The sequence below is a fragment of the Acetobacter oryzoeni genome, assembly GCF_004014775.2.
GTDB classification, from domain to species: domain Bacteria; phylum Pseudomonadota; class Alphaproteobacteria; order Acetobacterales; family Acetobacteraceae; genus Acetobacter; species Acetobacter oryzoeni.
In genome coordinates this window covers 1,388,116-1,415,000 of sequence record NZ_CP042808.1, presented here as the reverse complement: position 1 = coordinate 1,415,000, position 26,885 = coordinate 1,388,116, and the positions used below count along the sequence as shown (strand labels likewise).

Annotated in this window: 24 protein-coding genes, 1 tRNA gene, 2 rRNA genes and 1 pseudogene (1 of these 28 running past the window's edge); 17 read left to right on the top strand and 11 right to left on the bottom strand. The window is 51.9% G+C overall.

Going from position 1 to position 26,885, the window contains the following annotated elements:
- The 6 genes from EOV40_RS06635 to EOV40_RS06615 all read left to right on the top strand — a co-directional run.
- Positions 1 to 2,117: ribosomal RNA gene (locus tag EOV40_RS06635) — 23S ribosomal RNA — on the top strand; it begins 623 nt to the left of the window's first position.
- Between the two features lie 106 nt (positions 2,118 to 2,223).
- Positions 2,224 to 2,339, top strand: a 5S ribosomal RNA gene (gene rrf / locus EOV40_RS06630).
- A gap of 55 nt (positions 2,340 to 2,394) precedes the next feature.
- Positions 2,395 to 2,471: transfer RNA gene (locus EOV40_RS06625), tRNA-Met, on the top strand.
- 564 nt (positions 2,472 to 3,035) lie between these two features.
- Positions 3,036 to 3,542: a hypothetical protein gene (locus EOV40_RS06620; RefSeq protein WP_128105424.1), complete on the top strand. Its 507-nt coding sequence runs from the start codon at positions 3,036 to 3,038 to the stop codon at positions 3,540 to 3,542.
- Positions 3,543 to 3,784: 242 nt separating this feature from the next.
- Positions 3,785 to 4,069, top strand: a complete 285-nt coding sequence (locus EOV40_RS15460) for an alpha/beta fold hydrolase (RefSeq protein WP_253534009.1) — start codon at positions 3,785 to 3,787, stop codon at positions 4,067 to 4,069.
- On the top strand, positions 4,020 to 4,544 hold the full coding sequence (locus tag EOV40_RS06615; protein WP_253534012.1) for an alpha/beta fold hydrolase: 525 nt from the start codon (positions 4,020 to 4,022) through the stop codon (positions 4,542 to 4,544). Before EOV40_RS15460 ends, EOV40_RS06615 begins: the two co-directional genes overlap by 50 nt.
- A gap of 80 nt (positions 4,545 to 4,624) precedes the next feature.
- Here the strand turns inward: EOV40_RS06615 and EOV40_RS06610 are convergent, their stop codons facing one another.
- Positions 4,625 to 5,545: an SDR family oxidoreductase gene (locus EOV40_RS06610; protein WP_128105423.1), complete on the bottom strand. Its 921-nt coding sequence runs from the start codon at positions 5,543 to 5,545 to the stop codon at positions 4,625 to 4,627.
- Between the two features lie 150 nt (positions 5,546 to 5,695).
- Here EOV40_RS06610 and EOV40_RS06605 point away from each other — a divergent pair, with 150 nt between their 5' ends.
- Positions 5,696 to 6,388, top strand: coding sequence for a type 1 glutamine amidotransferase domain-containing protein (locus EOV40_RS06605; RefSeq protein WP_128105422.1), 693 nt, complete (start codon positions 5,696 to 5,698; stop codon positions 6,386 to 6,388).
- Here EOV40_RS06605 and EOV40_RS06600 read toward each other — a convergent pair.
- Entirely contained in the window at positions 6,385 to 6,894 is a 510-nt protein-coding gene (locus EOV40_RS06600) for a MerR family transcriptional regulator (RefSeq protein WP_128105421.1), read from the bottom strand. The two genes, EOV40_RS06605 and EOV40_RS06600, sit on opposite strands and share 4 nt — an antisense overlap.
- Positions 6,895 to 7,116: 222 nt before the next feature.
- Here EOV40_RS06600 and EOV40_RS06595 point away from each other — a divergent pair, with 222 nt between their 5' ends.
- The 8 genes from EOV40_RS06595 to EOV40_RS06560 all read left to right on the top strand — a co-directional run bounded on the left by EOV40_RS06595 (position 7,117) and on the right by EOV40_RS06560 (position 16,957).
- Positions 7,117 to 7,830, top strand: a complete 714-nt coding sequence (locus EOV40_RS06595) for an alpha/beta fold hydrolase (RefSeq protein WP_456304287.1) — start codon at positions 7,117 to 7,119, stop codon at positions 7,828 to 7,830.
- A gap of 396 nt (positions 7,831 to 8,226) precedes the next feature.
- Positions 8,227 to 8,697, top strand: a complete 471-nt coding sequence (locus EOV40_RS06590; RefSeq protein ID WP_128105420.1) for a hypothetical protein — start codon at positions 8,227 to 8,229, stop codon at positions 8,695 to 8,697.
- Positions 8,698 to 8,715: 18 nt separating this feature from the next.
- On the top strand, positions 8,716 to 9,951 hold the full coding sequence (locus EOV40_RS06585; RefSeq protein WP_128105419.1) for a TolC family protein: 1,236 nt from the start codon (positions 8,716 to 8,718) through the stop codon (positions 9,949 to 9,951).
- Entirely contained in the window at positions 9,948 to 11,102 is a 1,155-nt protein-coding gene (locus EOV40_RS06580) for an efflux RND transporter periplasmic adaptor subunit (RefSeq protein WP_128105418.1), read from the top strand. Before EOV40_RS06585 ends, EOV40_RS06580 begins: the two co-directional genes overlap by 4 nt.
- Positions 11,102 to 14,176 (top strand): efflux RND transporter permease subunit, encoded by a 3,075-nt coding sequence (locus tag EOV40_RS06575; protein ID WP_128105417.1) that lies wholly within the window; start codon positions 11,102 to 11,104, stop codon positions 14,174 to 14,176. The genes EOV40_RS06580 and EOV40_RS06575 overlap by 1 nt, the downstream gene beginning before the upstream one ends.
- Positions 14,176 to 14,847, top strand: a complete 672-nt coding sequence (locus tag EOV40_RS06570; RefSeq protein WP_128105416.1) for a response regulator transcription factor — start codon at positions 14,176 to 14,178, stop codon at positions 14,845 to 14,847. The genes EOV40_RS06575 and EOV40_RS06570 overlap by 1 nt, the downstream gene beginning before the upstream one ends.
- Positions 14,844 to 16,196 carry a sensor histidine kinase gene (locus tag EOV40_RS06565; protein ID WP_128105415.1) on the top strand — a complete coding sequence of 451 codons (1,353 nt, stop codon included), beginning with the start codon at positions 14,844 to 14,846 and terminating at the stop codon, positions 16,194 to 16,196. Before EOV40_RS06570 ends, EOV40_RS06565 begins: the two co-directional genes overlap by 4 nt.
- 56 nt (positions 16,197 to 16,252) lie before the next feature.
- Positions 16,253 to 16,957 (top strand): VIT1/CCC1 transporter family protein, encoded by a 705-nt coding sequence (locus EOV40_RS06560; RefSeq protein ID WP_128105414.1) that lies wholly within the window; start codon positions 16,253 to 16,255, stop codon positions 16,955 to 16,957.
- Between the two features lie 506 nt (positions 16,958 to 17,463).
- Here the strand turns inward: EOV40_RS06560 and EOV40_RS06550 are convergent.
- The gene (locus EOV40_RS06550; protein WP_128105413.1) at positions 17,464 to 18,054 is read right to left on the bottom strand and encodes a hypothetical protein; all 591 of its coding nucleotides are present in this window, start codon (positions 18,052 to 18,054) and stop codon (positions 17,464 to 17,466) included.
- 94 nt (positions 18,055 to 18,148) lie between these two features.
- Positions 18,149 to 18,340: pseudogene (locus tag EOV40_RS15240) on the bottom strand (transposase); the annotation flags it as partial.
- A gap of 697 nt (positions 18,341 to 19,037) precedes the next feature.
- Between EOV40_RS15240 and EOV40_RS06545 the strand changes: the two are divergent.
- Both EOV40_RS06545 and EOV40_RS06540 read left to right on the top strand, forming a co-directional pair.
- Positions 19,038 to 20,432: a type II and III secretion system protein family protein gene (locus tag EOV40_RS06545; RefSeq protein ID WP_167506853.1), complete on the top strand. Its 1,395-nt coding sequence runs from the start codon at positions 19,038 to 19,040 to the stop codon at positions 20,430 to 20,432.
- Positions 20,429 to 21,097: a hypothetical protein gene (locus EOV40_RS06540; protein ID WP_128105411.1), complete on the top strand. Its 669-nt coding sequence runs from the start codon at positions 20,429 to 20,431 to the stop codon at positions 21,095 to 21,097. Before EOV40_RS06545 ends, EOV40_RS06540 begins: the two co-directional genes overlap by 4 nt.
- On the opposite strand, the gene EOV40_RS06535 is transcribed toward EOV40_RS06540, so the two are convergent.
- The 7 genes from EOV40_RS06535 to EOV40_RS06510 all read right to left on the bottom strand — a co-directional run bounded on the left by EOV40_RS06535 (position 21,094) and on the right by EOV40_RS06510 (position 26,866).
- Entirely contained in the window at positions 21,094 to 21,906 is an 813-nt protein-coding gene (locus tag EOV40_RS06535; protein ID WP_128105410.1) for a tetratricopeptide repeat protein, read from the bottom strand. The two genes, EOV40_RS06540 and EOV40_RS06535, sit on opposite strands and share 4 nt — an antisense overlap.
- A 33-nt stretch (positions 21,907 to 21,939) precedes the next feature.
- A complete protein-coding gene (gene sctV, locus EOV40_RS06530; RefSeq protein WP_128105409.1) occupies positions 21,940 to 24,033 on the bottom strand; it encodes a type III secretion system export apparatus subunit SctV in 2,094 nt (697 codons plus the stop codon).
- Positions 24,033 to 24,902, bottom strand: coding sequence for a SctD/MshK family protein (locus EOV40_RS06525; protein WP_128105408.1), 870 nt, complete (start codon positions 24,900 to 24,902; stop codon positions 24,033 to 24,035). Before EOV40_RS06525 ends, sctV begins: the two co-directional genes overlap by 1 nt.
- A 44-nt stretch (positions 24,903 to 24,946) precedes the next feature.
- Positions 24,947 to 25,123, bottom strand: coding sequence for a hypothetical protein (locus EOV40_RS14975; RefSeq protein WP_167506852.1), 177 nt, complete (start codon positions 25,121 to 25,123; stop codon positions 24,947 to 24,949).
- Positions 25,124 to 25,227: 104 nt separating this feature from the next.
- On the bottom strand, positions 25,228 to 26,028 hold the full coding sequence (locus EOV40_RS06520) for a DUF1521 domain-containing protein (RefSeq protein WP_128105407.1): 801 nt from the start codon (positions 26,026 to 26,028) through the stop codon (positions 25,228 to 25,230).
- A 33-nt stretch (positions 26,029 to 26,061) separates the two neighbouring features.
- The gene (locus tag EOV40_RS06515) at positions 26,062 to 26,250 is read right to left on the bottom strand and encodes a hypothetical protein (protein ID WP_128105406.1); all 189 of its coding nucleotides are present in this window, start codon (positions 26,248 to 26,250) and stop codon (positions 26,062 to 26,064) included.
- Between the two features lie 19 nt (positions 26,251 to 26,269).
- On the bottom strand, positions 26,270 to 26,866 hold the full coding sequence (locus EOV40_RS06510; RefSeq protein ID WP_128105405.1) for a hypothetical protein: 597 nt from the start codon (positions 26,864 to 26,866) through the stop codon (positions 26,270 to 26,272).
- Positions 26,867 to 26,885: the final 19 nt, after the last annotated feature.

Sequence of the window (26,885 nt, the reverse complement as noted above, 5' to 3'; positions counted from 1 at the left end):
AATAGGGCGCATAGTTGCTGGCAGAAGACCCGAAACCGAGTGATCTAGCCATGGCCAGGCTGAAGGTGCGGTAACACGCACTGGAGGGCCGAACCCACGCCTGTTGAAAAAGTCGGGGATGAGCTGTGGCTAGGGGTGAAAGGCCAATCAAACTCGGAGATAGCTGGTTCTCCGCGAAATCTATTGAGGTAGACCGTCAGGTGGTTACCCCGGGGGGTAGAGCACTGGATGGGCTAGGGGGGCCCAAAGCCTTACCAAACCCAACCAAACTCCGAATACCCGGAAGTATAGCCTGGCAGACAGACAGTGGGTGCTAAGGTCCATTGTCGAGAGGGAAACAGCCCAGACCACCAGCTAAGGCCCCAAATCGTGGCTAAGTGGGAAAGGATGTGGGGATTCCATAACAACCAGGAGGTTGGCTTAGAAGCAGCCATCCTTTAAAGAAAGCGTAATAGCTCACTGGTCTAATAGAAACCCTGCGCCGAAAATGTAACGGGGCTCAAGCCACGTGCCGAAGCTGTGGGTGCATATCTATGATATGCGCGGTAGCGGAGCGTTCCGTAAGTCTGTGAAGGAGATGGGGTGACCCTCTCTGGAGATATCGGAAGTGCGAATGCTGACATGAGTAGCGACAAACAGTGCGAGAAACACTGTCGCCGAAAGTCCAAGGGTTCCTGCGCAAGGTTAATCCACGCAGGGTTAGTCGGCCCCTAAGGCGAGGGCGAGAGCCGTAGTCGATGGGAAACAGGTGAATATTCCTGTACCTGCCAGAAGTGACGAATGCGATATGTTGTCAGGTCTTAACGGATTGACCTGGCTTTTGGAGCATTCCAGGAAATAGCTCTGGCGTATAGACCGTACCCGAAACCGACACAGGTGGACTGGTAGAGAATACCAAGGCGCTTGAGAGAACGATGCTGAAGGAACTAGGCAAATTGCTCGTGTAACTTCGGGATAAGCGAGACCCGTTGGTGGGCAACCATTGGCGGGTGGCACAGACCAGGGGGTAGCGACTGTTTATTAAAAACACAGGACTCTGCGAAGTCGAAAGACGACGTATAGGGTCTGACGCCTGCCCGGTGCCGGAAGGTTAAGAGGAGGTGTGAGAGCGCTGAATTGAAGCCCCGGTAAACGGCGGCCGTAACTATAACGGTCCTAAGGTAGCGAAATTCCTTGTCGGGTAAGTTCCGACCTGCACGAATGGCGTAACGACTTCCCCGCTGTCTCCAGCATCGGCTCAGCGAAATTGAATTCCCCGTGAAGATGCGGGGTATCCGCGGTCAGACGGAAAGACCCTATGAACCTTTACTGCAGCTTTACAGTGGCATCAGAGACATTCTGTGTAGGATAGGTGGGAGGCTTTGAAGCAGGGGCGCCAGTTCCTGTGGAGCCATCCTTGAAATACCACCCTGAATTTTTCTGATGTCTAACCGTGGTCAGTTAGCCTGATCCGGGACCCTGTATGGTGGGCAGTTTGACTGGGGCGGTCGCCTCCCAAAGTGTAACGGAGGCGCGCGATGGTGGGCTCAGGCCGGTCGGAAACCGGCTGTTGAGTGCAATGGCATAAGCCCGCCTGACTGCGAGAGTGACAGCTCGAGCAGAGACGAAAGTCGGCCATAGTGATCCGGTGGTCCCGCGTGGAAGGGCCATCGCTCAACGGATAAAAGGTACTCTAGGGATAACAGGCTGATCTCCCCCAAGAGTCCACATCGACGGGGAGGTTTGGCACCTCGATGTCGGCTCATCACATCCTGGGGCTGGAGCAGGTCCCAAGGGTTCGGCTGTTCGCCGATTAAAGTGGTACGTGAGCTGGGTTTAGAACGTCGTGAGACAGTTCGGTCCCTATCTGCCGTGGATGTTGGAGACTTGAGAGGATTTGTCCCTAGTACGAGAGGACCGGGATGAACATACCTCTGGTGCACCGGTTGTCGCGCCAGCGGCACCGCCGGGTAGCTAAGTATGGAAGGGATAACCGCTGAAAGCATCTAAGCGGGAAACCCACCTCAAAACTAGGTCTCCCTGAGGGTCGTGGTAGACCACCACGTTAATAGGCCAGGTGTGAAAGCGTGGTAACACGTGCAGCTAACTGGTCCTAATCACCCAATAGGCTCACTCTCTTACTGTCCCCTTAAAAGGACAGCCCGTGCACAGAAATCATCCATATAACGCCTACTTCTTCATAACCAACCGTCCTCCACACCCCTTACAGGGTGGACTGGATGACCTGGTGGCCATGGCGGGGAGAGATCCACCCGCTCCCATCCCGAACTCGGCCGTGAAAACCCCCAGCGCCTATGATACTGTGGCTTAAGCCACGGGAAAGTCGGTCGCCGCCAGGTCTTCCAATCCACCCTACACAAATCTTACCCCTACAAATTTCAACACATCTTCAACCGCGGGGTGGAGCAGCCCGGTAGCTCGTCAGGCTCATAACCTGAAGGCCGCAGGTTCAAATCCTGCCCCCGCAACCAATTCCATCATAATTCCCTACAAATCGACGTCTGATCGCCATGAAATACTGGTGCATCAGACAGTTACACGCGTCTCGCCCCTCGAAAGAGGGTTGGGCAATCACGCGCGTCTACGTATCGCCATGGCCTACAGGGCCACCTCAAATGGTTTCTCCGATCGTTCAGAACGAAACTTGGAAACCAATGAGGAATATTATCATGCGTGATGACGCAGTGAGAATGCTGTCGGGGCCAAACCAGAGGGGCTGGTTGGCACGCAATACCAGATATGACCCGGAGACTGACCGTCTTCTGGTGTGGAACATCATTACATGGAAATGATGTCTGGCCACTACGGAAAATATCCTGGAACTCTGTCTGCTGTGCGTTCGGGGCTTCGGTGATCCAGGCGACATATGGAAGGATGTCCGGAGTAAGGCTGCCAGGCAGTCTTATGCTCCACGGCAATGCGGCGACGCTCCTGTTCATAGTGAAGCAAAGCGCAGGGAGTGGCTGAGGGAAAGCCGGAGACGGAAATGTCTTCCAGAACGTATCGAAATTTTTAACATAATACAGGGCCGGTGGGTGGCGGTCACTCAGGAGAACCTGGCGGAGCATTATTCGCGTTCATATTGGGAGCCCATCGGGTTGGGTAGAGCGTGGGCAGAAATCGAGGCCGGGAGGGTTGCTGACCCCGAAACAGAATTGACGCTTCGTGAACATGCTGAATTTCTGGCCGAGCATCTGTTCGGGACACTGCGCAAAACGCCTGAAACTCCCGATGAGCGTATTTCGGTCATCGTAGAGGATTTTTATTCTGCACGGGAAGAGCAGGAGCAGGCGCTACCACCTCCGCCGCCGCAGCTTCCGACATTCGAGGAGCGGCTGGACGCCCGGATGCCGGAAGTGCTCGAAGTCTGGGCTACCTCTCAAAAAGGCCACATTACCTCACGGTTGGTGGTCGAAGGTTTACTTCAGTATCAATGGCCATTGTCTACGATCCATCAACGGGCACTTGCCAAAGCCATGCGGCAAGCCGGATGGACATCGCGTAGAAATGCAAAAACGAGGCTCTGGGTTAAAAACGATTGAGGAAAATATCGCCCTTCCTCGTGAAGTATTCAGCGGGAAAGGGCACTGATGGGAGGGAGAGCAGAGCGTCTGCTATCTGCGCCCGAACCTAAAATAACAGATGTTTTATTTACCTAAACTGTATGTCGAGCGATGTTAAAACCTTCCTCTACCGTGAGCGGTATGAAACCTTGAGGATGTAGCTTTACCGCTGATAATCTCCCCGCACGATCCAGAGCGTCCAATTTTATGAAAGCCATTGAATGTTTGCTTCAGGGAAGTTTGTATCAGTTGGCGATACAAAATTGTTCGTCTCTGAAGCCGGGAACCCGACAGGAAGAGTTATTGTACTGCTTCATGGAGGTTTGCTGAGCCGGCTCGATTTCATTCCGATCGCAAAGCTTCTTGCTGAAGATTATAGGCTGATTGCTATGGATACGCGCGGGCATGGTCGCTCCGGTATCGGGACGGCTCCCATGACATATCGACAGCTTCAAGATGATTTTACCGTGGCCCTTACCACATTGGGGCTGTATCATCGGACATAGTGACGGCGGCATTGTCGCCCTGCGTCTGGCTGCAGCGCGTGTCATACAACCCGAATTCGTCATAACGGCCGGCGCGCATTGGGTGTTGCAGGAAAATGATCCGGCCCGGCAGATTTATCAGACGATCAATCTTGAAAAATGGCGTGTGATGTTCGGGAATCAAATATCGGTCTATAATGCGGAAAATCCCGAACCAGATTTCGGAAAGTTATTCACGGCCGCGACGCATATGTGGCTCGGCTGCGATGAAGATGCCTATCCTGGTGCGTCTGTAAAAAACATCCAGTGCCCTCTGCTCGTGGTGCATGGTGACGACGACATGCTGGTATCGCGGCAACAGGGGTTTGAGCTTACTGAGCAGGTCAAAGGTGCCAGGTTGCTTAACTTACCCTTCGCCAAGCACACGTTACTTGAAGACATGCCTGAACGTGTTTTTCCCTTTTTACAGGATTTCATGAAGCGCATCACAGCCTGAAGACTATGCAGTTGCATGGCCTGTTAGAGAAATCCCTTTCTGATTTCCAGATATCTGGCATGAGGATAGTATCCGTCCCTCTATTCCTTTCTGATCAGTTCCAGACCTTCTTCATATGTCGTCACGGAAAACTCGGGGAAATGACGTTTGAATTTGCCTGAGTCAAAAAGATTGTCCTGTTCGTAACGGGGCAACAATTCCCTGATCTCCCGCACCTTTTTTGAAAAAATGCCTGCAATGATCAGTGGCCATTTTCCAATGACCGAATAGGAAGGAGGACGTCCGAAAATCCTGCTCGCCATGGTGACGAATGTCTTGTAGGTCGGCCGCTCGTCACAGCACGGCAGATGCCAGGTCTGTCCGAAAGCTTCCGGTGTATTGCCCAGCGTGGCCAGCGCGCGGCTCGCATCGGGCGTCCAGATGAGAGTCCGGCGGGTGTCGTCACGGACAGGAACCAGGGGCCTTTTGCCTGCTTTCAGCCTGTCAATGATCAGGGCGTTGGTGAAGCTCTGGGTTTTTCCCGGGCCATAGAATTCCGGTGCGCGGGCAATGAGCACGGGAATGTCTCCGCGTGCCATTTCCTGCAGCACCATGGTGGCCATTGCCGCACGCACGCGTCCTTTCCGACCAACCGGGGCAAAGCGTGTTTCCTCCGTCTGGATCTGGCTGTTCTGCGGATACATGTAGGTATTGTCGAAATAGGCAAAGCTAGCCCCCGCCGTCCGGCACGCCTGCAGGGCATTGCGGAGCATGACAGGAAACTGTTCTTCCCAGAGCCTGCTGTCAGGGGGCAGGCCGGCTGTGAAGTAGACGATCCGGCTGCCTTTCACTGCCTGTGTCGTCTGCCCAGCATCCAGCAGGTTCGCCGCCATGAGAGTATCGTCTTCGTTGACCTTACGAGGATTGCGGCTCACAAGCCGCAACTCCCCTGTATGATGCTGATGTAATGTCCGCGCCAGTTCCGTGGCGATCTGACCATTTGCACCCAGTATTGTCTGCATGTGAGGCGGCCTCCATGATGTCAGGTAGGTTTGCCCTTACACCGTTAACCTTGAAGGCAGATTTAATGTCAAACCACAGATTGACCTTTAACCGGGCTTGAACGTTACAGGACGGCAGTCAGAAACGCTGCAGCATGAGAGGGGCCTGCCATGAACCGTCGTATCCTTCACGTTGTCACTAACACCGCTCATTTCGGTAATTCCGCGCATCCGACCGGATTATGGCTGTCGGAACTGACGCATGCGTGGGATGTATTTGCCGCCAGTGGTTATGAACAACGCATTGTCAGTCCAAAAGGCGGCAGAGTTCCGCTTGATCCGCGTGCATTAAAATGGCCAATGCGTGATGCCTCCACCAAAGCTTGGCTGGCCGATCCGGCAAAAATGGCCCTGCTGTCGTCAACACCGTGCCCCGCAGACATCAATCCGGGTGATTACGATGCGATTTACTTCACCGGCGGTCATGGCGTGATGTGGGATTTTCCCGACAATGAGGGCCTTCAGACCATCACCCGCGCACTATGGGAAAAGGGAGGTGTGGTCTCCGCTGTCTGTCATGGATATTGCGGGCTGCTGAACACCCGGCTTGCAGACAGCTCGTTTCTGGTCCGTGGTCGGAAAATCACCGGGTTTTCGTGGGCCGAGGAGAAGCTGGCAGGTGTAGCGCGCGAAATCCCCTACAATGCGGAAGCGCAGATGAAGGCACGGGGCGCGATTTATGAAAAAGCGCTGCTTCCGTTCATGCCCCATGTCGTAACGGATGGACGGCTGGTGACAGGACAGAACCCCTTTTCCGCAAGAGCAACGGCAAGAAAAGTGGCGGCGCTTCTGGATAGGGCTTAACGGGATGCCGCCTTTTTACGGCGGCCAGAGCTTACTGACTGACGGCGGTCCGTTGCATCCAGAAGACGGATATCGTCCGACGTGACATCGAGGGCTTCGGGATGTTCCGCAAGCATGTTCGTTAGGACACGATGCGCATTGGCCGCGCAGTCCATGTCGTCGGGGCGGACCTGAATATCCTCGATCAGACGGAGCAAATGCGTTCTGCTCTGGGTCAGACGCACCTGCAGAGCTTCGATATCCGCAATCTTACGTGTAAGGGCATCCATCAATGTAGCATGGTCCCAGTGTTTCAGATCAGAGGGCAGCAAGGAGCGAATTTCATCCAGCGTAAACCCGGCCCGCTGCGCTGTTGTAATCAGACCCAGGATCATCACGGCCTGCTGCGGATAGGTCCGGTATCCGTTAGACTGACGATCAACCGTTTTCAGCAGTCCAATGCGTTCATAGAACCGGATCCGCGACGGTGTCAGGCCACTTAGCCGTGCCAGTTCTCCAATCTTCATGATTTACCCCCGGTCATGAACGCATGCTTGACCTTAAAGCTACCTTCAACGTTAGGCTCTGACCAGTATCTCGTTATTGATCCGGCAAGGAGACGTATCATGTCATTCATCACGACATCTGACGGTGTGGAGATTTTTTACAAGGATTGGGGACCGAAAAATGCCCAACCAATCGTCTTCCATCATGGATGACCGCTTAGCGCCGATGACTGGGACACGCAGATGCTGTTTTTCCTGAGCAAGGGATTTCGCGTTATCGCTCATGACCGTCGCGGTCATGGGCGTTCGGCACAGGTGAGCGACGGGCACGATATGGATCATTACGCGGCTGACGCATCGGCTCTTGTGGAATACCTCGATCTGAAAAACGCCATCCATGTCGGGCATTCGACCGGCGGGGGTCAGGTTGCCCGCTATGTCGCGAAATATGGTCAGCCTCAGGGACGTGTTGCCAAGGCCGTTCTCATCAGCTCCGTGCCGCCCTTGATGGTTCAGACGGACCGCAGCCCTGACGGCGCCCCGATCTCAGTCCTAAACGGGCTGCGTGCAGGGCTTGCGGCTAATCGCGCGCAGTTCTTCCTGGATGTAGCGAGCGGACCATTCTACGGCTTCAACCGCCCGGGAGCAGAAGTTTCAGAAGGCACAATCCGCAACTGGTGGCGTCAGGGCATGATGGGCAGCGCCAAGGCCCATTATGAGGGCATCAAAGCATTCTCCGAAACAGATCAGACCGAGGATCTGAAAGCCATTACAGTGCCAGTGCTCGTGCTGCAGGGCGATGATGATCAGGTCGTGCCTTACCAGAACGCGGCAGTCCTTCAGGACAGGCTGCTTCGGAACAGCACGCTGAAAATCTATCCCGGTTATCCGCATGGTATGCACACGACACATGCAGACGTTATCAATGCAGATATCCTGGCGTTCATTACCGGATGATGATCGCATCATAACGATGTGACGTTTAGCGTCAGCAGGTGGCGTCTGGACTCTCCATCTGCCCGTCGATGTCGGCTTACGGTAACATCGCTTACGGACGGAATGTTTAGATCTGTTTGCATGGTTACCGGAGCTGCTGCTGATCCTATGTCAGGACTTTGACCTGACGAGGCATTCCCTTTCCTGAAGCTCGATGGATGCCGGCCACTGTTTCTGTGACCAAAGTCTGGACACTCGGAATAGGAAGCTGAGCGATGTGATGAGAAATTTTCTTTCTCCGTAGAAACCGTTGTCTGATGGCCATTCAGGTTCACGTCATCTTTGCGCGTTATAGGGGCAAAGACGCCAGCGCAATGATGGCGTGCTGTGATCGTATTAGGAAGGCCAGTACAGGTTATGCAACGGGTGATACGTTACGGATTGTCAATTCTGATAACACTCAGCCTGTGCGGATGTGTCTCTTATACCGAAACAGAAAGTATCTGTAAGAAAACGGAAGAAGGTATTCTTCTGCATATAGATGGCTCATATGCGGGCTATCCACATTCTGTTTTACGGCATGCAGTTTTGCAAAGCGTTGCCTGCCCTACAAGAGAAACAGAACTTCAGGCATTTCACGCCATTGCTGCGCCACCACCACATATGCGGGTGTCTATCAAGCGTCCGGCCGGGCAGGGGCGGTTGGGATTGCTTTCAGTCACATTATTTTCGCAAGGGCGTTTTGTGATTGGTGAACGCATGGCCCTGACGTCTTTTTCACGCACCCAGTCACCTTCATCCATAAAAGGCGACATCAATCTGGCAACGGTCAATCTATGGAATGACCTCGCCTCCCGAATTACGCATAACAAGCCGATTATTCCGTAGGAGGCTGCGTGTAACCTCATGCGTGAAATCCTGCTGTTAAGTATTGTGACATTTTCATTCGTCATATTTTCTGCAAATGCCCAGAACATGCCAGAAAAAATAGATTTTCATAGAGCCATTAATATGGCCTGGGCGGTTGATCCTGTGCGCACGGAATTGCAGGTTGGCCATCATTCTGCAAAGGCGCGCAGCAGTGCAGCAGGATCATGGTTTGCTGGCGGGCCAACTCTGTCCGGTGAATATATGGATGACCATGCAATCGGCAGTAATGAAGGGTATACTACCTATCAGGGAGGCGTGTCCGTACCGCTCTGGTTACCAGGGCAGGGAAGCGCCACACGTCAGGTTGCAAGTGCTGAAGCCGCATCTCTGGATGAGCAGCTAAATGTTGAATACCTGTCGCTTTCCATAAGGATATTGGATGGGGCGGCCAAAGCAAAGATTGCGCAGGAACGTTTAAAGGCGGCACATCAACTGTATGAGTATGCAAGCAGGGTAAACAGTTTGATTGCCCATTCTGCGCATGTGGGTGAATCTTCATCTTCGGAAAGCCAGATAGCACAGTCAGAAATGGAAAATGCCCGTAATGAACAGGCATTGGCGCAAGAATATCTGGAAAATGCTCGGGTTGAACTGGAAGTTTTATTTGCCCAGCCAGTTGAGGTTGATCTTTCCCATGCTGCAGATATGGCACATGTGCGGTTTGTGGAGCCACATGATATGGAAGACAATGATCCGCGCGTAAAAGCCGCACACAAAAATGTTGAAGCTGCACAAGCTAATATGAAGCTTGCCCGCCGCTCTTTTATGCCCAATCCAGAACTGGGCATCGATGTGATTCATGAAAAACAGTATGGCAGCCCATGGGATGACCGGGTTGGTGTTAACTTCAGCATCCCACTACCAAGCGAGGCCCGGAATACACCGATTATGTCTGAGGCCAGCAACAGGCTTGCTTCTGCCAATAGTCAGGAAATACAGGCCCGGCGCATGGTGCACCTGGAAATATCCCGTGTACGGGCTCGGCTGATGGCCGCCACAGCTGCCCGGCAGACCACCCGTATAGCAGCCGCAAATATGCAAAAGCGTGCAGCGGCAGAAGAACATGCCTGGCGGGTGGGAGAGGCAACGCTCGAAACTGTCATGCAGGCAGAACAGGCAGCCTGCAATGCGCAGTTTGCCAATGCCCGTGCTGAGGTGGAGTGGCATGTCGCAACGCTGCGTATGATGATTGCCATGGGGATTACACCATGAAAGGGCGCATCCTTGCGTATTTCGCTGTGTGTTTTTGTATGTCGTCTCTCGCCAATGCGGAAGATCAGATACTCCCTTCGGTTGTCGCACTAGATATGGAAGCGATAAAAAATGAAAGCATTACAGTAACCTTTGCCAAATCTGGTAAGGTTTCTCGCATTTTGCCAGTTATCAGTCGGGTTATGCCCGATACCACGCGGCTTGTGTACATTCACCCAGCAGGAAGTGGCAAAGTACAGGACATTCTGGTGCAGCCGGGTGCTTCTGTTCGTAAAGGCCAAGCCTTGCTGCGCTATCAGGATCATTCTTTCCATGGTGCACAGCTGCAAGCCATTCAGATGCGTGCCGCGTTAACCGCCGCCATTGCCAGTAGAAATGATGCCGCAGCCGCAGTGCAGCGCGCAAAACAACTGGTTGGTCAAACCCTTTCATTGGCAGAGCTGCGGCGCCGGCAGGATATTCTGGCGCAGGCAGATGCAACCATGCGGGCCCGGCAGGCAGATGTGGATACATTGGGCCATCGGTTTAATGAGGAGTTCAATTCATCCTCTGAACAAAGCAGCCGAAAACAGCAGGATGAGGTATCAACCCTGATCTCTCCGGTTGATGGTGTGGTGCAAACGCTGGACACATCTGTCGCCGCAGACCTAACGCCAACTACAAACGTGGCAAGCGTAGCGGATCTGTCTGACGTGTGGATTGTTTCGGACATTACACCGGAACAAGCAGCATGTCTTCAACCTGGAGGGCTACAGACCACAGAGACCAACGATGGTGCCATCACATCCCGGATTGATACAGTGGATGGCATGGCCAACCCGCAAACAGGGTTGGTGCGTGTTATCAGTCGTGTTCCCAACCCAACTGGTGCATTGGTTCCCGGCATGGTGCTGGATGCCAGCCTGACGGAGCGTGAGAGTGTAACGGGTATTATTGTGCCGGCAGAGGCTATTCAGAAAATTGATGGCCATAACGTCATATTTGTACAGGTGGATCAAACACATTACCGGCCCGTGGTGGTGGATGTGGCCTTGGATAATGGCATGCATGCGGTTGTAAGCTCGGGCTTGAAAGAGGGTGAGGCAGTGGTCAGCCACGGCAGTTTTGCCCTGAAATCAATCATCGGGCTGGCCGGAATGGACGCAGACTGATGGCCCGTAAATACCTGGAGGCTTTGTTACGTGCCCGCATGCTGGTGCTGGGTGGACTGGCTCTGATATTGGCGGCAGGTATGATGGCAGTGCTGGAACTGCCAGTGGAGGCTGTGCCTGATATTTCCCCAAAACAGGTTCTCGTATCCGTTGTGGCGCCTGGGCTCGCGACCGAGGAAGTGGAAAAACTGATCACCTTTCCGGTTGAAGCCAGCATGACCGGTATTCCCGGTCTCACAGATCTGCGCTCTGTTTCCCGTGGTGGGGTCTCGGTTGTTTATGTGCAGTTTGCTGATGACACGGATATCAATCTTGACCGCACACGTGTGAATGAGCGCATCCAGCAGGCGCGTGCCTCCATATCTGTTTCGGGCATTACTGTAAGCATGGGGCCGCTTGCAACGGGCATGGGTGAAATTATGCAGTTCCAGATCAAGGGGGCAGGGCGCTCACTTATGGAACTCAACCGGATCATGAACTGGACGGTAGTGCCGCAGATGCGGCTTGTGCCGGGTGTTGTGGATGTAAACGTCAATGGTGGCGCGGAAGAAACCTATGAGGTTGTGCTGGATCCTGCTCGGCTGATTGCCAGCAACCTTTCAGTGAGTGAGGTTTATCGCGCGGTAGATGCAAACAATGCGGCATCAGGCGGTGGGTGGATCACCCATCATGCCGAACAGCAAAGTGTTGTCGGGCGTGGGTTGATCAGCAGCCTTGCGGATTTTGGCAATATTGCCGTACGCGCCAATGCCGATGGCTCCATCATACGCCTGCGAGATCTTGGGCTCATTACAACTGGCGCACGCACACGCCTTGGCGCAGTCACCCGTGATGGGCAGGGTGAAATTGTGATTGGCGTGGTGATGATGGAAAGTGGCGCAAGTTCCAACGCCACATTGGCCGCCATCAATCGTGCCTTGCCAAGCATAAGGCAATCCCTACCAACGGGTGTTACGCTGGAGCCCTATTACACCCGCGCCACATTAACCAGGCAAACAATCGCGACCGTGCGCGATAACCTGCTGATGGGTGCCGTGCTGGTGATAGCGGTGCTTGTGGTTGTGATTGGAAGCTGGCAGGCCGCTCTGGTGATTGCTTCCGTTATTCCAGTAGCTCTTGTCTGCGCCATGGCCGGTATGCGGTATTTTGGCATTTCAGCCAATTTGCTTAGCCTTGGCGCAATTGATTTTGGCATGATTGTTGATGGCTCATTGGTAGTTATTGAGCATATTCTTTCAAGGCGGGAGAAGGAGCCAGAAGCTGCGTTTATGCCGCTGGTTGTCTCATCCGTTCAGCAGGTCATGCGGCCTGTGGGCTTCGCCATACTGGTCATCATTATGGTCTATCTGCCTATTCTGACCCTGCAGGGCATTGAAGGGCATATGTTCCGGCCTATGGCGCAAACGGTTATCATGGCGCTTCTAGCTTCGCTGGCTTACTGTTTCATTTGTATTCCCGTAATTGCGGTTCTGGCTCTGGCGCGTGTGCGGCCAAAAGGAGATACATGGCTGATTGCTCGCCTACGTGCTCCATATGCACATCTGACAGAGTGGGGAGAAGCACATCCGCGGCTTCTGTTTGGGGGCACGCTGGCCGTTCTGGTGTTATCGGCAGGTCTTGCAACACGTTTGGGCGGGGAGTTCATTCCCCAGCTTGATGAAGGGGCTTTGACTGTTACCACCACACGTCTACCCTCAGCATCTTTGGAGACAGTGCTTGCATCGGTGACAAGGCAGGAACAGATTCTGCGGGGGTTTCCTGAAGTAAAAACGGTTGTCAGCAATACAGGCACATCCGCCATTCCCACAGACCCGATGGGTGTGAATGAGACTGACAGCTTCATTCTTCTCAATCCGCCATCAATATGGAAAACCGCACGCACGCAGGCCGGGCTGGTGGCTGCAATGGATGAGACGCTGCGGCGAGAATTGCCAGATGCGCTGTATTCCTGGAGCCAGCCGGTGCAGATGCGCATGGATGATCTGCTTTCTGGCGTAAGAACACAGATTGCGGTTTCGATTTTTGGTGATGATCTGGCAACACTTGCCACTCTGGGGGACAAGGTTGTAGCTGCTATCTCAAGTGTAAAAGGTGCCGCAGATGTGGCTGCGGCGGGTGATGGCAGTGTGCCGCTGGTTGTGGTGGACATTGATCGTGCGCAGGCTGCCAGCCGCAACGTGGCAGTACAGGATATTCTGGATACGGTAGAAGCCATAGGCGGGCATATTGGTGCGCGGCCTGTTATTGTTGGCAATGCCATTATCAGCACGCAGGTGCGCCTGAACGGTCGCCATGTGGCTTCAGCAGCAGCTATTGCTGCCTTGCCTGTCCGGCGTATGGATGGGCAGGGGAATGTGATGCTTTCACAAGTGGCGCATGTGCATGAAGTTGACGGTACACCACGTATCAGTCGTGATGGCGTACGCCGCCGCATGGTGGTGCAGGCCAATGTGCGTGGGCGGGATCTTTCCTCCTTTGTGGCCGAAGCGCAGATGCGTGTGGCGCATGATGTGCATCTGCCATCGGGCTACACCATGCAATGGGATGGGCAGTTCCGTAACCTGCACTCAGCCGTGCAACGTCTGGAAATTGTTCTGCCGATAGCCCTTGGTCTGATATTTGCATTGCTGATTGTAACCTTTGGCGCAATCCGGCCTGCATTCTTGGTTTTTATCAATCTGCCTGTGGCTGCAACCGGCGGCATTATTATGCTGACATTACGTGGAATGCCTTTCAGTATTTCAGCAGGTATTGGGTTTATTGCCCTGTTTGGAGTAGCAATTTTGAATGGCGTTGTGCTGGTGAGTGAAATTGCCGCATTGCGCGCGCGTGGCATGACCGTGGCACAGGCAGCTTTTGCGGGTGCCAAATCCCGCTTTAGGCCGGTTATGGCAACAGCATTGGTAGCAAGCCTTGGCTTTTTTCCCATGGCGTTTTCTGAAAGTGCAGGCGCAGAGGTGGAGCGGCCTTTGGCCAGCGTGGTGATTGGCGGGTTGGTGATATCCACGCTGCTGACCCTGCTGGTGCTGCCATCCCTGTATGCTCGTGTCATGCGAGAGGAGGTTCAGAACTGATGCGTATCCTCATTGTGGAAGACGAGCACGATCTTGGGGCCGCCGTGCAGGAGCGTGTAAGGCAGGACGGGCATGCTGTAGACTGGTTCATGACACTGGAAGATGCACGTGCAGCCGTAGCAACCGTGGATTACGACTTCATGCTGCTGGATCTTGGGCTGCCAGATGGCAATGGGCGCGATCTGCTGCGTGAGATCCGCCGTGCCTCCTTTGATACCGCCATTCTGATCACAACGGCAGAAGACCAGATCAGTGACAGGATTGCAGGTTTGTCCGATGGAGCGGATGATTACATTGTCAAACCCTATGACCTGAATGAACTTGTAGCCCGGATTGCAGCTGTCGCGCGTCGGTACGTCACGCCACGCAGGCAGGCCTGCTATCAGATAGGCGAGATTGTTATTGACCGGGAAAATCGTTCCGTAACGCGTAATGAGATGGAACTTGAGTTAACAGCACGGGAATGGGCAATTATGGAATTGCTCTCGCGCAGGCCCGGACGCATTTATTCTCGCCAGCAGATTGATACAGCCTTGTATGCGCTGGATCAGGATGTTGGCAGTAATACGGTTGAGGTTTTTATTAGCCGCCTGCGTAAAAAGGTTGGCAATACGGTTATCAAAACTGTTCGAGGCCGGGGCTATTGCCTGGCCGATAGAGCAGACGCATGAAAAACTGGAGCCTTGCGACCCGGATTGTCAGTGGTGTTCTGTGTGTGGTCACGCTGAGCCTTCTTGCCCTCAGTATCGCCGTTGCCGGTTTTACGCGTTACGAAATAACAGAACGTCTGGACAATTCCTTGCAGGAAGTATCCGAACGTTTGCAGGCTATCATCACCATACAGCCGCATAAAGCCCAGTCAGACAATGTGGCATGGGTGCCCGATGTGGGGCCACGAACACTCGCGTATCAGGTTGTTGACCAATCTGGCCATGTTGTTCTGCGTTCTCAAAATGCACCGGTTGAACCTTTTGTGTCTGATATTCATACAGGTTTTGCCAATACCCCTTTGTTCAGGGTTTATATTGCGGCACCTACGGCCACGGCTTATCGCGTGCTTGTTGGTGAGCCCACGTTGCATCGGCGAGGGGCCACATGGCGTGCTACGGCCATAGCGGTCTTGCCGATACTGATTTTTCTGCCCGTAATTTGGGTGCTGGTGCGGCTGATTGTGCGCCGGGCGCTGCGACCTTTGAACCGTTTGCATGATGAGATGCAATCTCGCGGCAGTGGCAATTTAAGCCCTATTTCATCACTTGATTTGCCGGTTGAGCTGGTTTCCATTCAACATGCCGTAAACACGCTTTTGTCCCGCCTTAAAACAGCACTTTCTACTGAACGCGCTTTTGCAGCAAGTGCGGCGCATGAATTGCGTAATCCACTCGGTGCCCTTCTTGCGCAGGTACAGATGCTAGGGCGCATGTTGCCTGAAGGATCTTCGGCCAATAAACGCGTGGAAACCATTGCGGATCGCACCCGCAGATTGGCCCGAACGGTTGAAAAACTTCTACAGTTTTCACGTGCATCTTCTGGCATTGCTTTTCGGCGAGATCGATTTGATCTGCTGGCCGTATTATATGTGCTGGTTGATGATCTGGGGCATCCACCACGTGATGGCCAGAGTATTGATTTAAAAGCCAAGGGTATTGGCCATATTTTTGTTTATGGAGATATGGACGCAACCGGTATTCTGTTGCGCAATCTGCTTGAAAATGCCCTCTTGCATGGCACTTCTGATATGCCAGTAAAGGTTGAGGTAAAACCTGAGGGCTGTATTGACGTTATTAATGATTGTCCTGCCTTGGTCCCGGACACATTGGCCCAACTGACAAGCCCATTTGTACGTGGTGGCAGTTCCAGCAATGGAAGCGGCCTTGGTTTAGCAATTGCCAGTAATATTGCCAGGCAGATGGATGCGCGCTTGCAATTACAATCACCTCTTACTGGTTCTGCGCGGGGATTAAGTGTTTCACTGTGTTTCCCTAACCCAGAAATCATATTGCAGTCTGAAGAAACCTGACAGTAACACGTTCAGGTTTGCGTCATGTTGGTGGTGTATTGTGTTCTCAATGGAATATGGGAAATAATATCTTGAACAGCCAGAAAGAAACGCATGCAACATCCCGTTTGGGATGGCTGCGGGCTGCTGTGTTGGGCGCGAATGATGGTATTCTGTCAACATCTAGCCTTATTATTGGTGTTGCCAGCGCACATGCTAGTCGGGAAAATATTTTGCTGGCTGGAATATCAAGCCTAGTGGCCGGAGCCATGTCTATGGCTGCAGGAGAGTATGTTTCTGTCAGTTCACAGGCAGATTCAGAAAAAGCTGATCTTGCTCGTGAAAAGCAGGAGCTCGGTAGCAGTTGGGATACCGAAGTTGGCGAACTGGCTGATATATATCGCCAGCGTGGGCTGGATGATGCTCTGGCGTGCAAGGTTGCACAGCAGCTGATGCAGCATGACGCATTGGGGGCACATGCCCGTGATGAATTGGGTATTTCCGATGCAACATCTGCACGACCAATACAAGCGGCCTGTGCATCGGCTGGGGCATTTTCGTCTGGCGCAATACTGCCGGTGTTGGCTGCATTACTCTCATCTTCATCTCGTGTATCATGGGCTGTGTCCGCAGTCTCACTCATAAGCTTGGCGTTACTTGGAGTTGTGGGGGCCCGTGCAGGTGGTGCTGCACCTTTGCGGCCTACTTTGCGCGTCGTATTTTGGGGTATTGTCGCTATGGTGGGAACAACTTTTGTCGGAAAAATGTTTGGCGGCCTGTAAAGAAATTATCATTATTATATAATACTATCGTGGTTTCCGTGAATATTGTTTTTATGGGAATATAATTCAAAGCTCTGACCAGTGTAGATGGAAGTAGAGGTGGTCGGCTGCCGTTTGATACGGTTCTGATGTTCAAAACCCTAGGGCGTGTCGTCAGTTAGCTCCGATCATAGCGGAGACGAGTTGTATTGATGCACAGAAGGTTGATTTCAGCTTGTCTATAGCGTGTTGCGATGCCTCTGAACTGCTTTAGTCTGGCGAAGAACCGCTTAATGATATTTCGTTTTTTATAAATTGAGAAACGTGTTTTTCGTGAACAGATACGGTTTTTCTTTGAAGGGGATAACTGCTGTGGTCCCTAGTTTTTCAAGCTTTTCGATGAGGGGATCGGCGTCATCGTTTTTCCCGCCACGGGCATTCAGGAAAATCTGGCCGGCAAGGCGAAAAAGTTTGGTATCTTGGTTCTGCAGTTCGAAGGTGACGCGTGAGCGCCACCTTTTCAGTTTCTATGATAGTCGGGGGTAGAATTTCTCACATTGCAAGAGCTGACTTGCGCGGTTCATTTGCAGGCCACGCCAGAAACCTAATATAGCGAGGGTAACGTAAGAAATAACTAAAAATGCACCAATGACCTGACTTTTGTGCTGGATAAAAATTGCAAAAGCCATCACAGGGAAATAAGAAAAAGCAGAGATTCCATAAGATAGATTGCTCTGGAGGTAAAAATATCTTGCACTTTTCTTCCGAGGACTCTCGATTGCGTTTTTTTCTGGATTGAGCCTTACCAGGTGTCGCACGGCTCTCATGTCTCGTAGCATGACGAGAGGGTTGCTACGTGCAAAAGCGAATTCAATTTCGGGTATTGGATAAAAGCTACTCAACGCATCTGCGACAGCTATGTACAGCGCGTACCTGTTAGCCGTATTTTTGCATGTATCTTGAGAAAAGAGAGTAAATATTCTTTCTGTCTTTGACTTTGATATATGAAGAAATCCAAATCGTATTTTATAAATTAACTTGAAAAAATTAGCGAATGCAATAGATATGGGGGCAATATATTTTACAAAATATTCTATAATTTCGGAAGTAGTAAACATTTTTTCACTCCAGTTTTCATCATGATGAGGAGGGCATTTTGCATTCCTTAAAGGAGTTCTATGGTTTTATTGTGCCTGCAATATTTGGGTGGACGACATAGATACTGTCAAAGAAACCCAGGAGGCTCCACTGGATGAAGCGATTATACAAAGTCTTGCGCGGACCATATGCTTTCTGGGTGTCTTTCCATTAAAGACCGTTGCGGATCATATAAACGATCCCTCTCAGAACACGCCGGTCATCCGCGTATGGCACTCCGTGTGCCAGAGGAAAAAACGGCTCAATCCGCTACTATCTGGTTCTCAGACAGTAAAAACATGTAATTCACAGCCTTACCTTCATAGGTAAACCTGTGAATCACAACGTCCCGCGCAGTTCAATAAATTAATAGGTCCTGAGGCTAAGTATATTGAATGATTAAGCACGGGCAGAAAAAAGGCTTGAAAAAGAACTATTTAAAGCCGCTTTATTCTCAACTTGCGATTGTCGCAATTTGAGAAGCAATTCTGCCCCCACAATCAAAATCAAAGCCCCCAAGTCTCAGGCTTGCTGAGGGCTTTTTTAGTGCACATCAAGGCGATATGCCTATCGAATATCCCATTATTTCAATAACTTGGTAACCTCATATTCAAATTGGGGTGATTGCCCCCCGCAACCAACAGCTCCGTACGCAGGCTTACAAGGGCGGGACGCAGCGTAAGCGGGCGAAGGAGAAAAGGGAAGGATAACTGACGACACATCGTAATACAGACTGTTTCATGAAAACGTCACAATACAGGGCCGTATATCTACCTTATTGGAAGACAGAATTTTGTTACGGTTTGATAGTCCTTGCCTGATGATAGTGAATTAGCGAGTGCGTACCCCCGATTTTAACCGGCTTATCTTCCAGATGGCAGAAAGAGGCGGAGCACAAAGATTGCCTGCAGCCGGATGCGACCAAGATTGTGCTAGTGACCGGAGTAAGGACAAAAGTGTGTTAATGACGACTGTCAGAAAGATTTCTGATTCAGCCTACAACCGGGAACGTTCTCGCAAACTGGTTTTTCTTGGCTTAATGGCTCTGTCCGGACTGTTTGGTAATGCGATAGAGTTTGCTGGCAGCGCGGTTGCCGGACAATATGTTTCCGCGCATGGAGCCCCTACAATACAGGTGAATGTGGGTGCGGGGCATATGCTCAGCCTTTCCCAGTCCGCAGCCAGTGTTTTTGTGGCAGACCCGCAAATTGCAGATGTACAGATTCCGTCTGACAATAAAATTTTCATTCTGGGGAAAAAATCTGGCACAACCACTTTGTTTGCGCTGGATGATAATGGCAATTCTATTGCCTCATGGACAATCCGGGTTGAGTCTGACCAGACAGTGTTTACCCCGCGTGCGCAGACAGAGTCAGAACATGCGGCACTTCAGACAACCCCCAACGGGTCTGTGCTGACAGGTTCCGTCGCCAATGCGGATCAGGCTGATCATCTGGCGTCACTTGCACACGGTATAGAAGGCAAAGAGCATCCACTGGCAAATCAGATGGGTGTTACGCATCCCTTGCAGGTGAATCTGCGGATTAGAATTGCGGAAGTGTCTCGCAGTGTTGCACAGCAGATTGGGTTCAACTGGTCAACTGTCATTAAGGCAGGCAGTTTTGCCTTTGGCCTGCAATCGGCAGCCATTGCGGAAAATACGGCGGCTTCCTTGTTTGAGGGTGTTAATAGCAGCCACGTCAATGCGCAGACGGTGCTGGATGCCATGGCAAACGAGCATCTTGTAACACTTCTGGCTGAACCCAATTTAACGGCAATCAGCGGCAGTACAGCCACATTTCTTGCGGGTGGTGAGTTTCCTATCCCGGTGCCGCAGGCGCTGGGCGTTACCTCCATTCAATACATGCAGTACGGCGTTAGCCTTGCTTTTACGCCAACCGTGCTGGGGGCGGGGCTTATTCACCTCAAAGTGCGGCCGACTGTCAGCGCTCTGTCAGGCACGGGCAGCTACCAGCTTAACAACCTCTCTGTTCCTGCTCTCACCATGCGGCAGGCCCAGACAGAAGTGGAACTGGCGAGTGGTGAAAGTTTTGCCATTGCCGGCCTGCTGCGCAACGATGCTGATAATAACGTGCAGAAATTCCCTATTCTGGGGGATATTCCCATTTTAGGGCAGTTGTTCCGGTCTTCCCGTTTTCAGCGGGACCAGAGCGAACTGGTTATTATCATCACGCCTTATTTGGTGAAGCCGGTTGATCCTCTGCATACGCCAGATGATCCGCTCCGGCATATCCATCAGCCCAATGAACTGGAGCGGTTCTTTCTGGGGCGGCTATCGGACCAGCAGGATCTGGAGCGGATGCCGCATCTTAATGGCACGGGGTTTGTATTCGAGTGAAAAAGACAATCCTGCTGGCGTTTCTGGCGCTGTGTAGTTGCGAGGCGACGCAGACAGATCGTGAAAAAAACCTACCTGTGGCATTGCAAACTGAGCAACGGACCGTGCCTTTATCCTACGGCGGCACGTTTGACCCAGATCTTGTGCGTCAGGCCAGAGCATTGCTTGGGTATAAGACGGAACTCAGTGCTGATGTTGAAGGCGTCACATCAGAACAGTTTGAGCAGATTCTCCCGCAACTCGTCACACTTGGGCTGGACCCGGACCGCGTGCATCTCGCCCCACTTACCATCCGTTACCGTGCCGTGCCGCCTCGACTGATTTTAAGCCGCACCCAAGTTGCGTTGCCTGCTTGCTCAAAAGTTATCCGCTCTGGCTGGCTGGGTGATGTCACGCCGAGTATTGAGAATGTCGGGCGGTGTGTGCAGAATAACAATCTGGCCCAAATGCTGGCAGATCCCAGCGATCTGTATCGCACTCCGGCCTTCCATGCGTCTCCGGCGGAGCGTGCTGCTTTCGGAGTGCGTCGCTTAAATGAAGGGCGGGATCCGGCACTTCCGACTGATAAACTGGGCACCGGATTAAATGGAAATGGTGGTACGGAGGGAATGATGGGGGGCTCAGTCACTGATGGCCAAACCCAGACACAGAGTGGTGGCCTTTAGTAAGATGAGGCCACCGGTGCGCTTGTATGTCGTACCGTATCGTAAAAATCCAGATTTTCCCGCGCCTGCTGCTCTGACAGATGATGCCGCAAAATGGCAGAAGACATAGTACGATCTCCCATCAGGCCATAGACCATCGCCAGAGCGTTTTCCACAGCAGCGCTGTGCACGGTCTGGTCTGTTCCGGCCAATTCGCCACGCAGGGGCCGTAAAATGCCCAGAGCCTGCTGGTAAGATCCCGATAGCGCGAGTGAAATAGCCATATCAGTCCGAGCAGCAACATCATCTGGGCTCAACGCCAGAGCTTTTTGATAATAGCCTTGTGCTGCCTGCTGGTTTCCCAAGGTGTCAAGCGCAACGCCAAGTGCCACCAGAATATGAATGTCAGAGGGAGCCTGATGCAATGCGGTTTGCAGCAGGTTCACAGCTTCTCTCTGGCGGCCAGCTTCAATCAGCAAGCGGCCTGTAATCAAACCAAGCTGAGCATTATCTGGGTTTTTGGCAGCAAGTGGTATCAGAAGCCCAAGGGCTTCATTGGCCTTGCCTCCGGCTGTCAGGGCCTGTGCATAGCCAAGTTGCAGATCAAGCCTGTCAGGACGCAGCCGAGCGGCACGATTGTAGAATGTGATGGCTGTATTGGTATCTCCGGTTTGTAAAGCAGTCTGGCCAATGCGGGCCAAAGCCTCCGGATTTTGCGCAGCCTGCATCATTTGGCGTGTGGTATCCGGGTTGGGTCCGGGTGTTTGCACGCATGCAGTCAGCAAAGAGGTGGGCAGGCAGCAAAGAAGAAAAAATCTGGGAAACTGCATGAACAATCCACAAAAAGCGTAGGAAGGATATTTTTAGGCAGCGTTATAGGCTGCGGCGGAGGGGCACATGATGGCTTCAGAGAGTGTTCCGTAGAGTTTTACAGAAAACTCAGGGGCAACTTCATCATAAGAAATTACAGGAATATTCAAACCATATTGCCTGAGCAACAGGGATGTCGGGCGGCGCAGGTCTGGTGCTACCAGAAAAACACCTTTGCGATCATGCAAAAGGCATGGAGCCAAAAGCGAACGCGATGTCTCAATCAGATTTTTTGCAGAAACTGGATCAAGGTTGATCTGCCTGCCTTGTGGTCCGTTTTGCACAAGAGCGCGAAGAATATTTTCAAAGGGCGCATCAATACCAATGGCAGCAAGCACTTTGTCATTATTGGAAGACTGATGGCAGATCTGCCGGCGGAGTGCCAGACGAACCTTTTCCACCAGCCCGGAGGTTGTTTGCTCCTTTGGAGCCCATTCTGCAACGGTTTCAAAAATAGTTCGCACGTTCTGTAAGGCAACGCGTTCTTCTAGTAACAAACGCAGCACATCCGATGTACGGGGCAGAGGGCACACTTTGGCTGCTTCTCGCATTAGATCCGGAAGAACCTTTTCCGCACGACGCACAAAACTCTGTGTTTCCTGAATGCCCATGAGCGGCCCGGCATGTGCAAGCAGAGTTGCTTCCGCCGTGCAGCAGATAAAGTCTGTGGCGGTGAGGCTGTGCAGGCCAGCGTTCTGCACAGCAGGAAGAACTGCGGCAGAAACCGCGATGGTTTCCGGTCCAAATGGGCCAGAAGTACGACAGAAATCTAGCCCCAGTTCCTGAAGAACCGCCGGGAGTTCTTCAACAAAACAGAGGTCAGGGTCTAGTGGTATCAGTATAGCAGGGACGTTATCAACATCAATGCAAGCACTCTTGGCGTCCTGCCGGGTATCTATGGAAACCTGAATGTGGGGCAGGGTAAGGCCAAACTTCTCGGATAAGTCCCGAATACGGTTGTTGATTTTCTTTTGTGCGGCATCCTGCTGAAGCGTAAAGGCGGCTCCCAGCCTGACATGCACGTTCAGAGTTGTAACCAATGCGTGGTTCTGGTTTGCCGCAATAGCAAAAGCTGTTGCCTGTTCGTGCTTTTGCCGTTTGAGCAGCAGCCAGGAAGCCCCACCCAGAATACAGCCAAAGCATAAAAAAACAGCCGCGGGAAAACCAGGAACAAGCGCTAACGCTCCCATCACAACGGCTGCAACCTGAAGAGAGAGTGGTTCTGCACTAATCTGCTGCAGAATATCCCGGCCAAGATTTCCGCCGCTATCTTCATGCGTTACGCGGGTAACAACCACACCGGCCGTGAGAGAAATTAACAGAGCGGGGATCTGCGCAATCAGGCCATCCCCGACAGCCAGTAAGGAATAGGTTTGCAGAGCAGTTGAAAAACTCATGCCTTTTTGCAGGCACCCGATTGCAATCCCGCCAATGAGATTGACGACGATAATAACCAGGCTGGCAATGGCATCGCCTTTAACAAACTTCATGGCGCCATCCATGGCGCCGTAAAGTTGACTTTCCTTCTGGAGTTTGTTGCGCCGGTTACGGGCTTCTTCCTGCGTGATATCACCGTTTTTCAGGTCAGTATCAATACTCATCTGGCGGCCGGGCAGAGCGTCCAGACTAAAGCGTGCGGCAACTTCTGCAACACGTTCAGACCCTTTGGTAATAACCAGAAACTGCACAACGGTGATGATGAGATAGACAACAATCCCCACCACGACATTGCCGGAAATTACAAACTCCCCAAACGTGCGAATAATTTCCCCGGCATCCGCTTCCACCAGCACCATGCGGGATGTGGTAATGGAAAGAGCCAGCCTGAATGCCGTTGTCACAAGAATAATGACAGGCAGGGTGGAGAACATGACGGGAGAGCTGATATAGACAGCGACCATCATCAGAACGGTGGAAATGCTGATATTTAGGGCAATCAGAATATCAGCAAGCATTGTTGGCATCGGCAGGATCATCATACCAACGGTCAGCACAAGCAGGGCGACCAGCAGCAGGTCCTGACGGCGCGAAAAACGCATCAGAAATGAGTGTAAGGGATGGAGTTCTACGTCAGCGTCTGAAGTCATTAAAAGCGTACCGCAAGATGTTCGGAACCACGATGCAAAAGGATTTTATCAGAGAGAATCTGGTCTATTACCCAGCCATCCTCCACCGTGCTCCCCGGCGGAAGGCGCTCCCCATTTGTGTCAAGAACATAAGGCTGCGCACCAAGGGCTACCGCCGCAATCTGAACAGGAGAACGCAAAGTATTTTTGGGGAAAAATGTGTGATCCAGCAGAATATTGCGGGTGCCATAAGTCTGGTCAAACCAAAGTTTTGTAGCGGACCAAACGTCATTCTGCTCAGGCTGGAGCAAGCCGGTAACGCTTATCGCGCCATCTGCAGTAGCGGAAACGGCCAAGGTCTCAAGATGCGCATTAGTCAGCTTCTCCTGCAAAGCCTTTTGCATAGACACTACGTCGTCTGAAACAGATTTGTGATTATTGGGTGGCGATAGAGCCGAAAGCTGCTGGTGGTTAGGTGTTCCGATAGGCGAATGCCATACAGAGAATACACCCAGTAACAGAAGCAGGAGGGCAGAAAGACCATAGAGCCAGATTTTCTTCTTTTTAGGAAGAATAAGGCTGAAATCGGTATTGCCAGCAGAAAAAGCGATATTTTTTCGGGAAGAATAGGATTGGTTATCAGAAATTTTTTGGCCAGAAGGCAAAGTAACCGTGCCATGCAGCACTTTGATCTCTATGCCAAACAGCGTATTCTGAATTTGAAAATGTTTGTCGGAAAGTGTCTGATCAGCAATAACAGCGTCATTATCAAGAGATTTTCCAACAGAAAAAACTCCCGTTTGCAAAGCAAGGGAGCATCCTTTTTGTGGGCCGCTTTCTACTATCAGCAGCGGAACGGAAACACCCGTAACTGTTGGTCTAGACGTCATGGAGTATAAAGGGTGTTCCGACCAATGGCCGGAACACCACTTTTTTAACCGATGTTCGGGCGCTGCTGAGCCGCAGTTTCTTCAGCACCTTTTTCAGTTTTAACAACGGTGATTTTCTCGTTGGTTTCAATAGCCGTGTTGAAAGCAGAGGTCATTTTATCGATTTCGCTATCGATGTCGGAGCTGGAAGAAGATCCGGAAACAGCAGAAGAATCGCTCATGTGAATATTCCTGTTTGCAAAGTTTAGCACAAAAGTTGTCAGACTGCCCCGGCGGACCGAAGCCTGGATAACTGGCCACGAAAGTGGCCAGTATCAAAAACTGATTACTTTACGTAACCTGTTTCGATTCTGAGGTTAGCAACAGAGGCTGCTGAGTATTCCGGCGCAGAGACAGAACGCTGACCCTGCGCTGCCATGCCTGTGAAGGCCTGAATGGCGGAGTCAATAGACTGCAACGGAACACGCTGGTTCAGGAATTCCTGAACACCGCCACCTTTACGATCCAGCATGGTGTCGCCAGAGGATGACAGAGCAGAGCCATCGGCAAAATGTAGATCGTTTAGAGAAGACCCAACGTGCAGCACGGTGTCACTGTAGGAATCAAAAGTGTTGTTCAGCTGGAAAGCATTGCCAGTTTCCGGTGCAGAAATCTGCACATGTGTATCGGCCGGATTGCCTGTTTCGCTGTAAACACCCGTGATAAAAGATGTCTGGTTGTTCTTGGTGACGGAAACAGCGTTAATGTGGGAAGCGCCAGCGTTATTCTCACCGGTTGGCTGCACCTGCACCTGTGTGCCATCAGCAAGGTCTATGACCAGGCCGTCCTGCTTGAATTCACCATGCGTTTCATTGCTGGTTTCAATGTGCGGATCGCCAAAAACCTGAACGTAGGTATTGGTTTCTTTGTCATAGATACGCACGCAGCCGTCATTATCGCTATGATAATTGTAGGCGGCGCCCGTTGTATAGGACTGGCTGGCCGTAATCAGATAGCGGCCGGTGTCGATCGTGTTGCCGGAAACCTGCAGATCAGACGTTGCAGACGCAGATGCAAAATCGCTGCCTGAAGAAGGTTGGTTGACAGTAAGATCGCTATTTCCAGCATTGTTAATGGAAACAGACATCGCTTTCCCTTATCAGAGTGAAAAAATTAGGTTTCAGAACGGTTCGTCGGGGTCGCTTGTGCTGTCATTGATTGCATCAGTCACATCTGACTGCATGCTCTGCAGGAACATCATCCCGCCCTTCATCATCATGCTCTGAAATTCGGAGCCCATAGCCTGACTATCGGTGTCAGGTGTTGTAGCCGCCTCTTTTACGGAAGTGGCTGAAATTGGATCAGTCATAATTCCAGTCTTTCCTCTGTTAGTGGACAATAATATCGGAGACGGTAGAACCCCGAAAAACGGTAAGGTGCCGTGCGCCACCTCCGGTCCGCCGCGGGGGAGGTGCTTGCGCAGGCAGAGACAGAAGTGTCTGCTGAACAAGTGCGATAAAACGTGGCGGCCCGGCTACCATAATGGTGTCATTGGCCGGACCAGTGCTTAGATCAAATCTTGTATCTAAAAGTCTCATTTTCTGCAGAGCAACTTTCAACTGAGTGAAAGTATGGCTGTGCAAAGGGATAATCTGTGCAGACCGCTCTGACTTGCTACTAATGTAAAGTGCAGCACCATCGTCATACCAGTCAAAATCATAAAGGCGGCTCATTGTCTGGAGAAAATCCCGAGAAGAGATATTCATCCAGCGACCATGAACCTGACCACGAACCTTATCTGAAACAACAACAGAGACATCATTGATGTAAGAAAATTCCTTCAGAACAGAAGATATTTTCTGGTCTACAGCAATATAGGAAAAAGGCTTTTGTTCCCATGTCTCGTATGCTGATGCAGCGGACGCGGTAAAAAGGAACCCACAAATGGCCGCACAACTCAAAACTGTAGAGAAATGATCAGTCATCTGTAATCGGTTTCCACGT

What these genes read in the sequence shown, in the direction of transcription:
- EOV40_RS06615 (WP_253534012.1), top strand. Translation starts at nt 4,020, where the DNA reads ATGATTTTACCGTGGCCCTTACCACATTGGGGCTGTATCATCGGACAT.
- EOV40_RS06550 (WP_128105413.1), bottom strand. Translation starts at nt 18,054, where the DNA reads ATGTTTACTACTTCCGAAATTATAGAATATTTTGTAAAATATATTGCC.
- EOV40_RS06585 (WP_128105419.1), top strand. Translation starts at nt 8,716, where the DNA reads ATGCGTGAAATCCTGCTGTTAAGTATTGTGACATTTTCATTCGTCATA.
- EOV40_RS06610 (WP_128105423.1), bottom strand. Translation starts at nt 5,545, where the DNA reads ATGCAGACAATACTGGGTGCAAATGGTCAGATCGCCACGGAACTGGCG.
- EOV40_RS06510 (WP_128105405.1), bottom strand. Translation starts at nt 26,866, where the DNA reads ATGACTGATCATTTCTCTACAGTTTTGAGTTGTGCGGCCATTTGTGGG.
- EOV40_RS06600 (WP_128105421.1), bottom strand. Translation starts at nt 6,894, where the DNA reads ATGAAGATTGGAGAACTGGCACGGCTAAGTGGCCTGACACCGTCGCGG.
- EOV40_RS14975 (WP_167506852.1), bottom strand. Translation starts at nt 25,123, where the DNA reads ATGAGCGATTCTTCTGCTGTTTCCGGATCTTCTTCCAGCTCCGACATC.
- EOV40_RS06545 (WP_167506853.1), top strand. Translation starts at nt 19,038, where the DNA reads ATGACGACTGTCAGAAAGATTTCTGATTCAGCCTACAACCGGGAACGT.
- EOV40_RS06590 (WP_128105420.1), top strand. Translation starts at nt 8,227, where the DNA reads ATGCAACGGGTGATACGTTACGGATTGTCAATTCTGATAACACTCAGC.
- EOV40_RS06580 (WP_128105418.1), top strand. Translation starts at nt 9,948, where the DNA reads ATGAAAGGGCGCATCCTTGCGTATTTCGCTGTGTGTTTTTGTATGTCG.
- EOV40_RS06605 (WP_128105422.1), top strand. Translation starts at nt 5,696, where the DNA reads ATGAACCGTCGTATCCTTCACGTTGTCACTAACACCGCTCATTTCGGT.
- EOV40_RS06515 (WP_128105406.1), bottom strand. Translation starts at nt 26,250, where the DNA reads ATGACTGATCCAATTTCAGCCACTTCCGTAAAAGAGGCGGCTACAACA.
- EOV40_RS06575 (WP_128105417.1), top strand. Translation starts at nt 11,102, where the DNA reads ATGGCCCGTAAATACCTGGAGGCTTTGTTACGTGCCCGCATGCTGGTG.
- sctV (WP_128105409.1), bottom strand. Translation starts at nt 24,033, where the DNA reads ATGACTTCAGACGCTGACGTAGAACTCCATCCCTTACACTCATTTCTG.
- EOV40_RS06565 (WP_128105415.1), top strand. Translation starts at nt 14,844, where the DNA reads ATGAAAAACTGGAGCCTTGCGACCCGGATTGTCAGTGGTGTTCTGTGT.
- EOV40_RS06560 (WP_128105414.1), top strand. Translation starts at nt 16,253, where the DNA reads ATGGGAAATAATATCTTGAACAGCCAGAAAGAAACGCATGCAACATCC.
- EOV40_RS15460 (WP_253534009.1), top strand. Translation starts at nt 3,785, where the DNA reads ATGTTTGCTTCAGGGAAGTTTGTATCAGTTGGCGATACAAAATTGTTC.
- EOV40_RS06535 (WP_128105410.1), bottom strand. Translation starts at nt 21,906, where the DNA reads ATGCAGTTTCCCAGATTTTTTCTTCTTTGCTGCCTGCCCACCTCTTTG.
- EOV40_RS06520 (WP_128105407.1), bottom strand. Translation starts at nt 26,028, where the DNA reads ATGTCTGTTTCCATTAACAATGCTGGAAATAGCGATCTTACTGTCAAC.
- EOV40_RS06570 (WP_128105416.1), top strand. Translation starts at nt 14,176, where the DNA reads ATGCGTATCCTCATTGTGGAAGACGAGCACGATCTTGGGGCCGCCGTG.
- EOV40_RS06525 (WP_128105408.1), bottom strand. Translation starts at nt 24,902, where the DNA reads ATGACGTCTAGACCAACAGTTACGGGTGTTTCCGTTCCGCTGCTGATA.
- EOV40_RS06595 (WP_456304287.1), top strand. Translation starts at nt 7,117, where the DNA reads ATGCTGTTTTTCCTGAGCAAGGGATTTCGCGTTATCGCTCATGACCGT.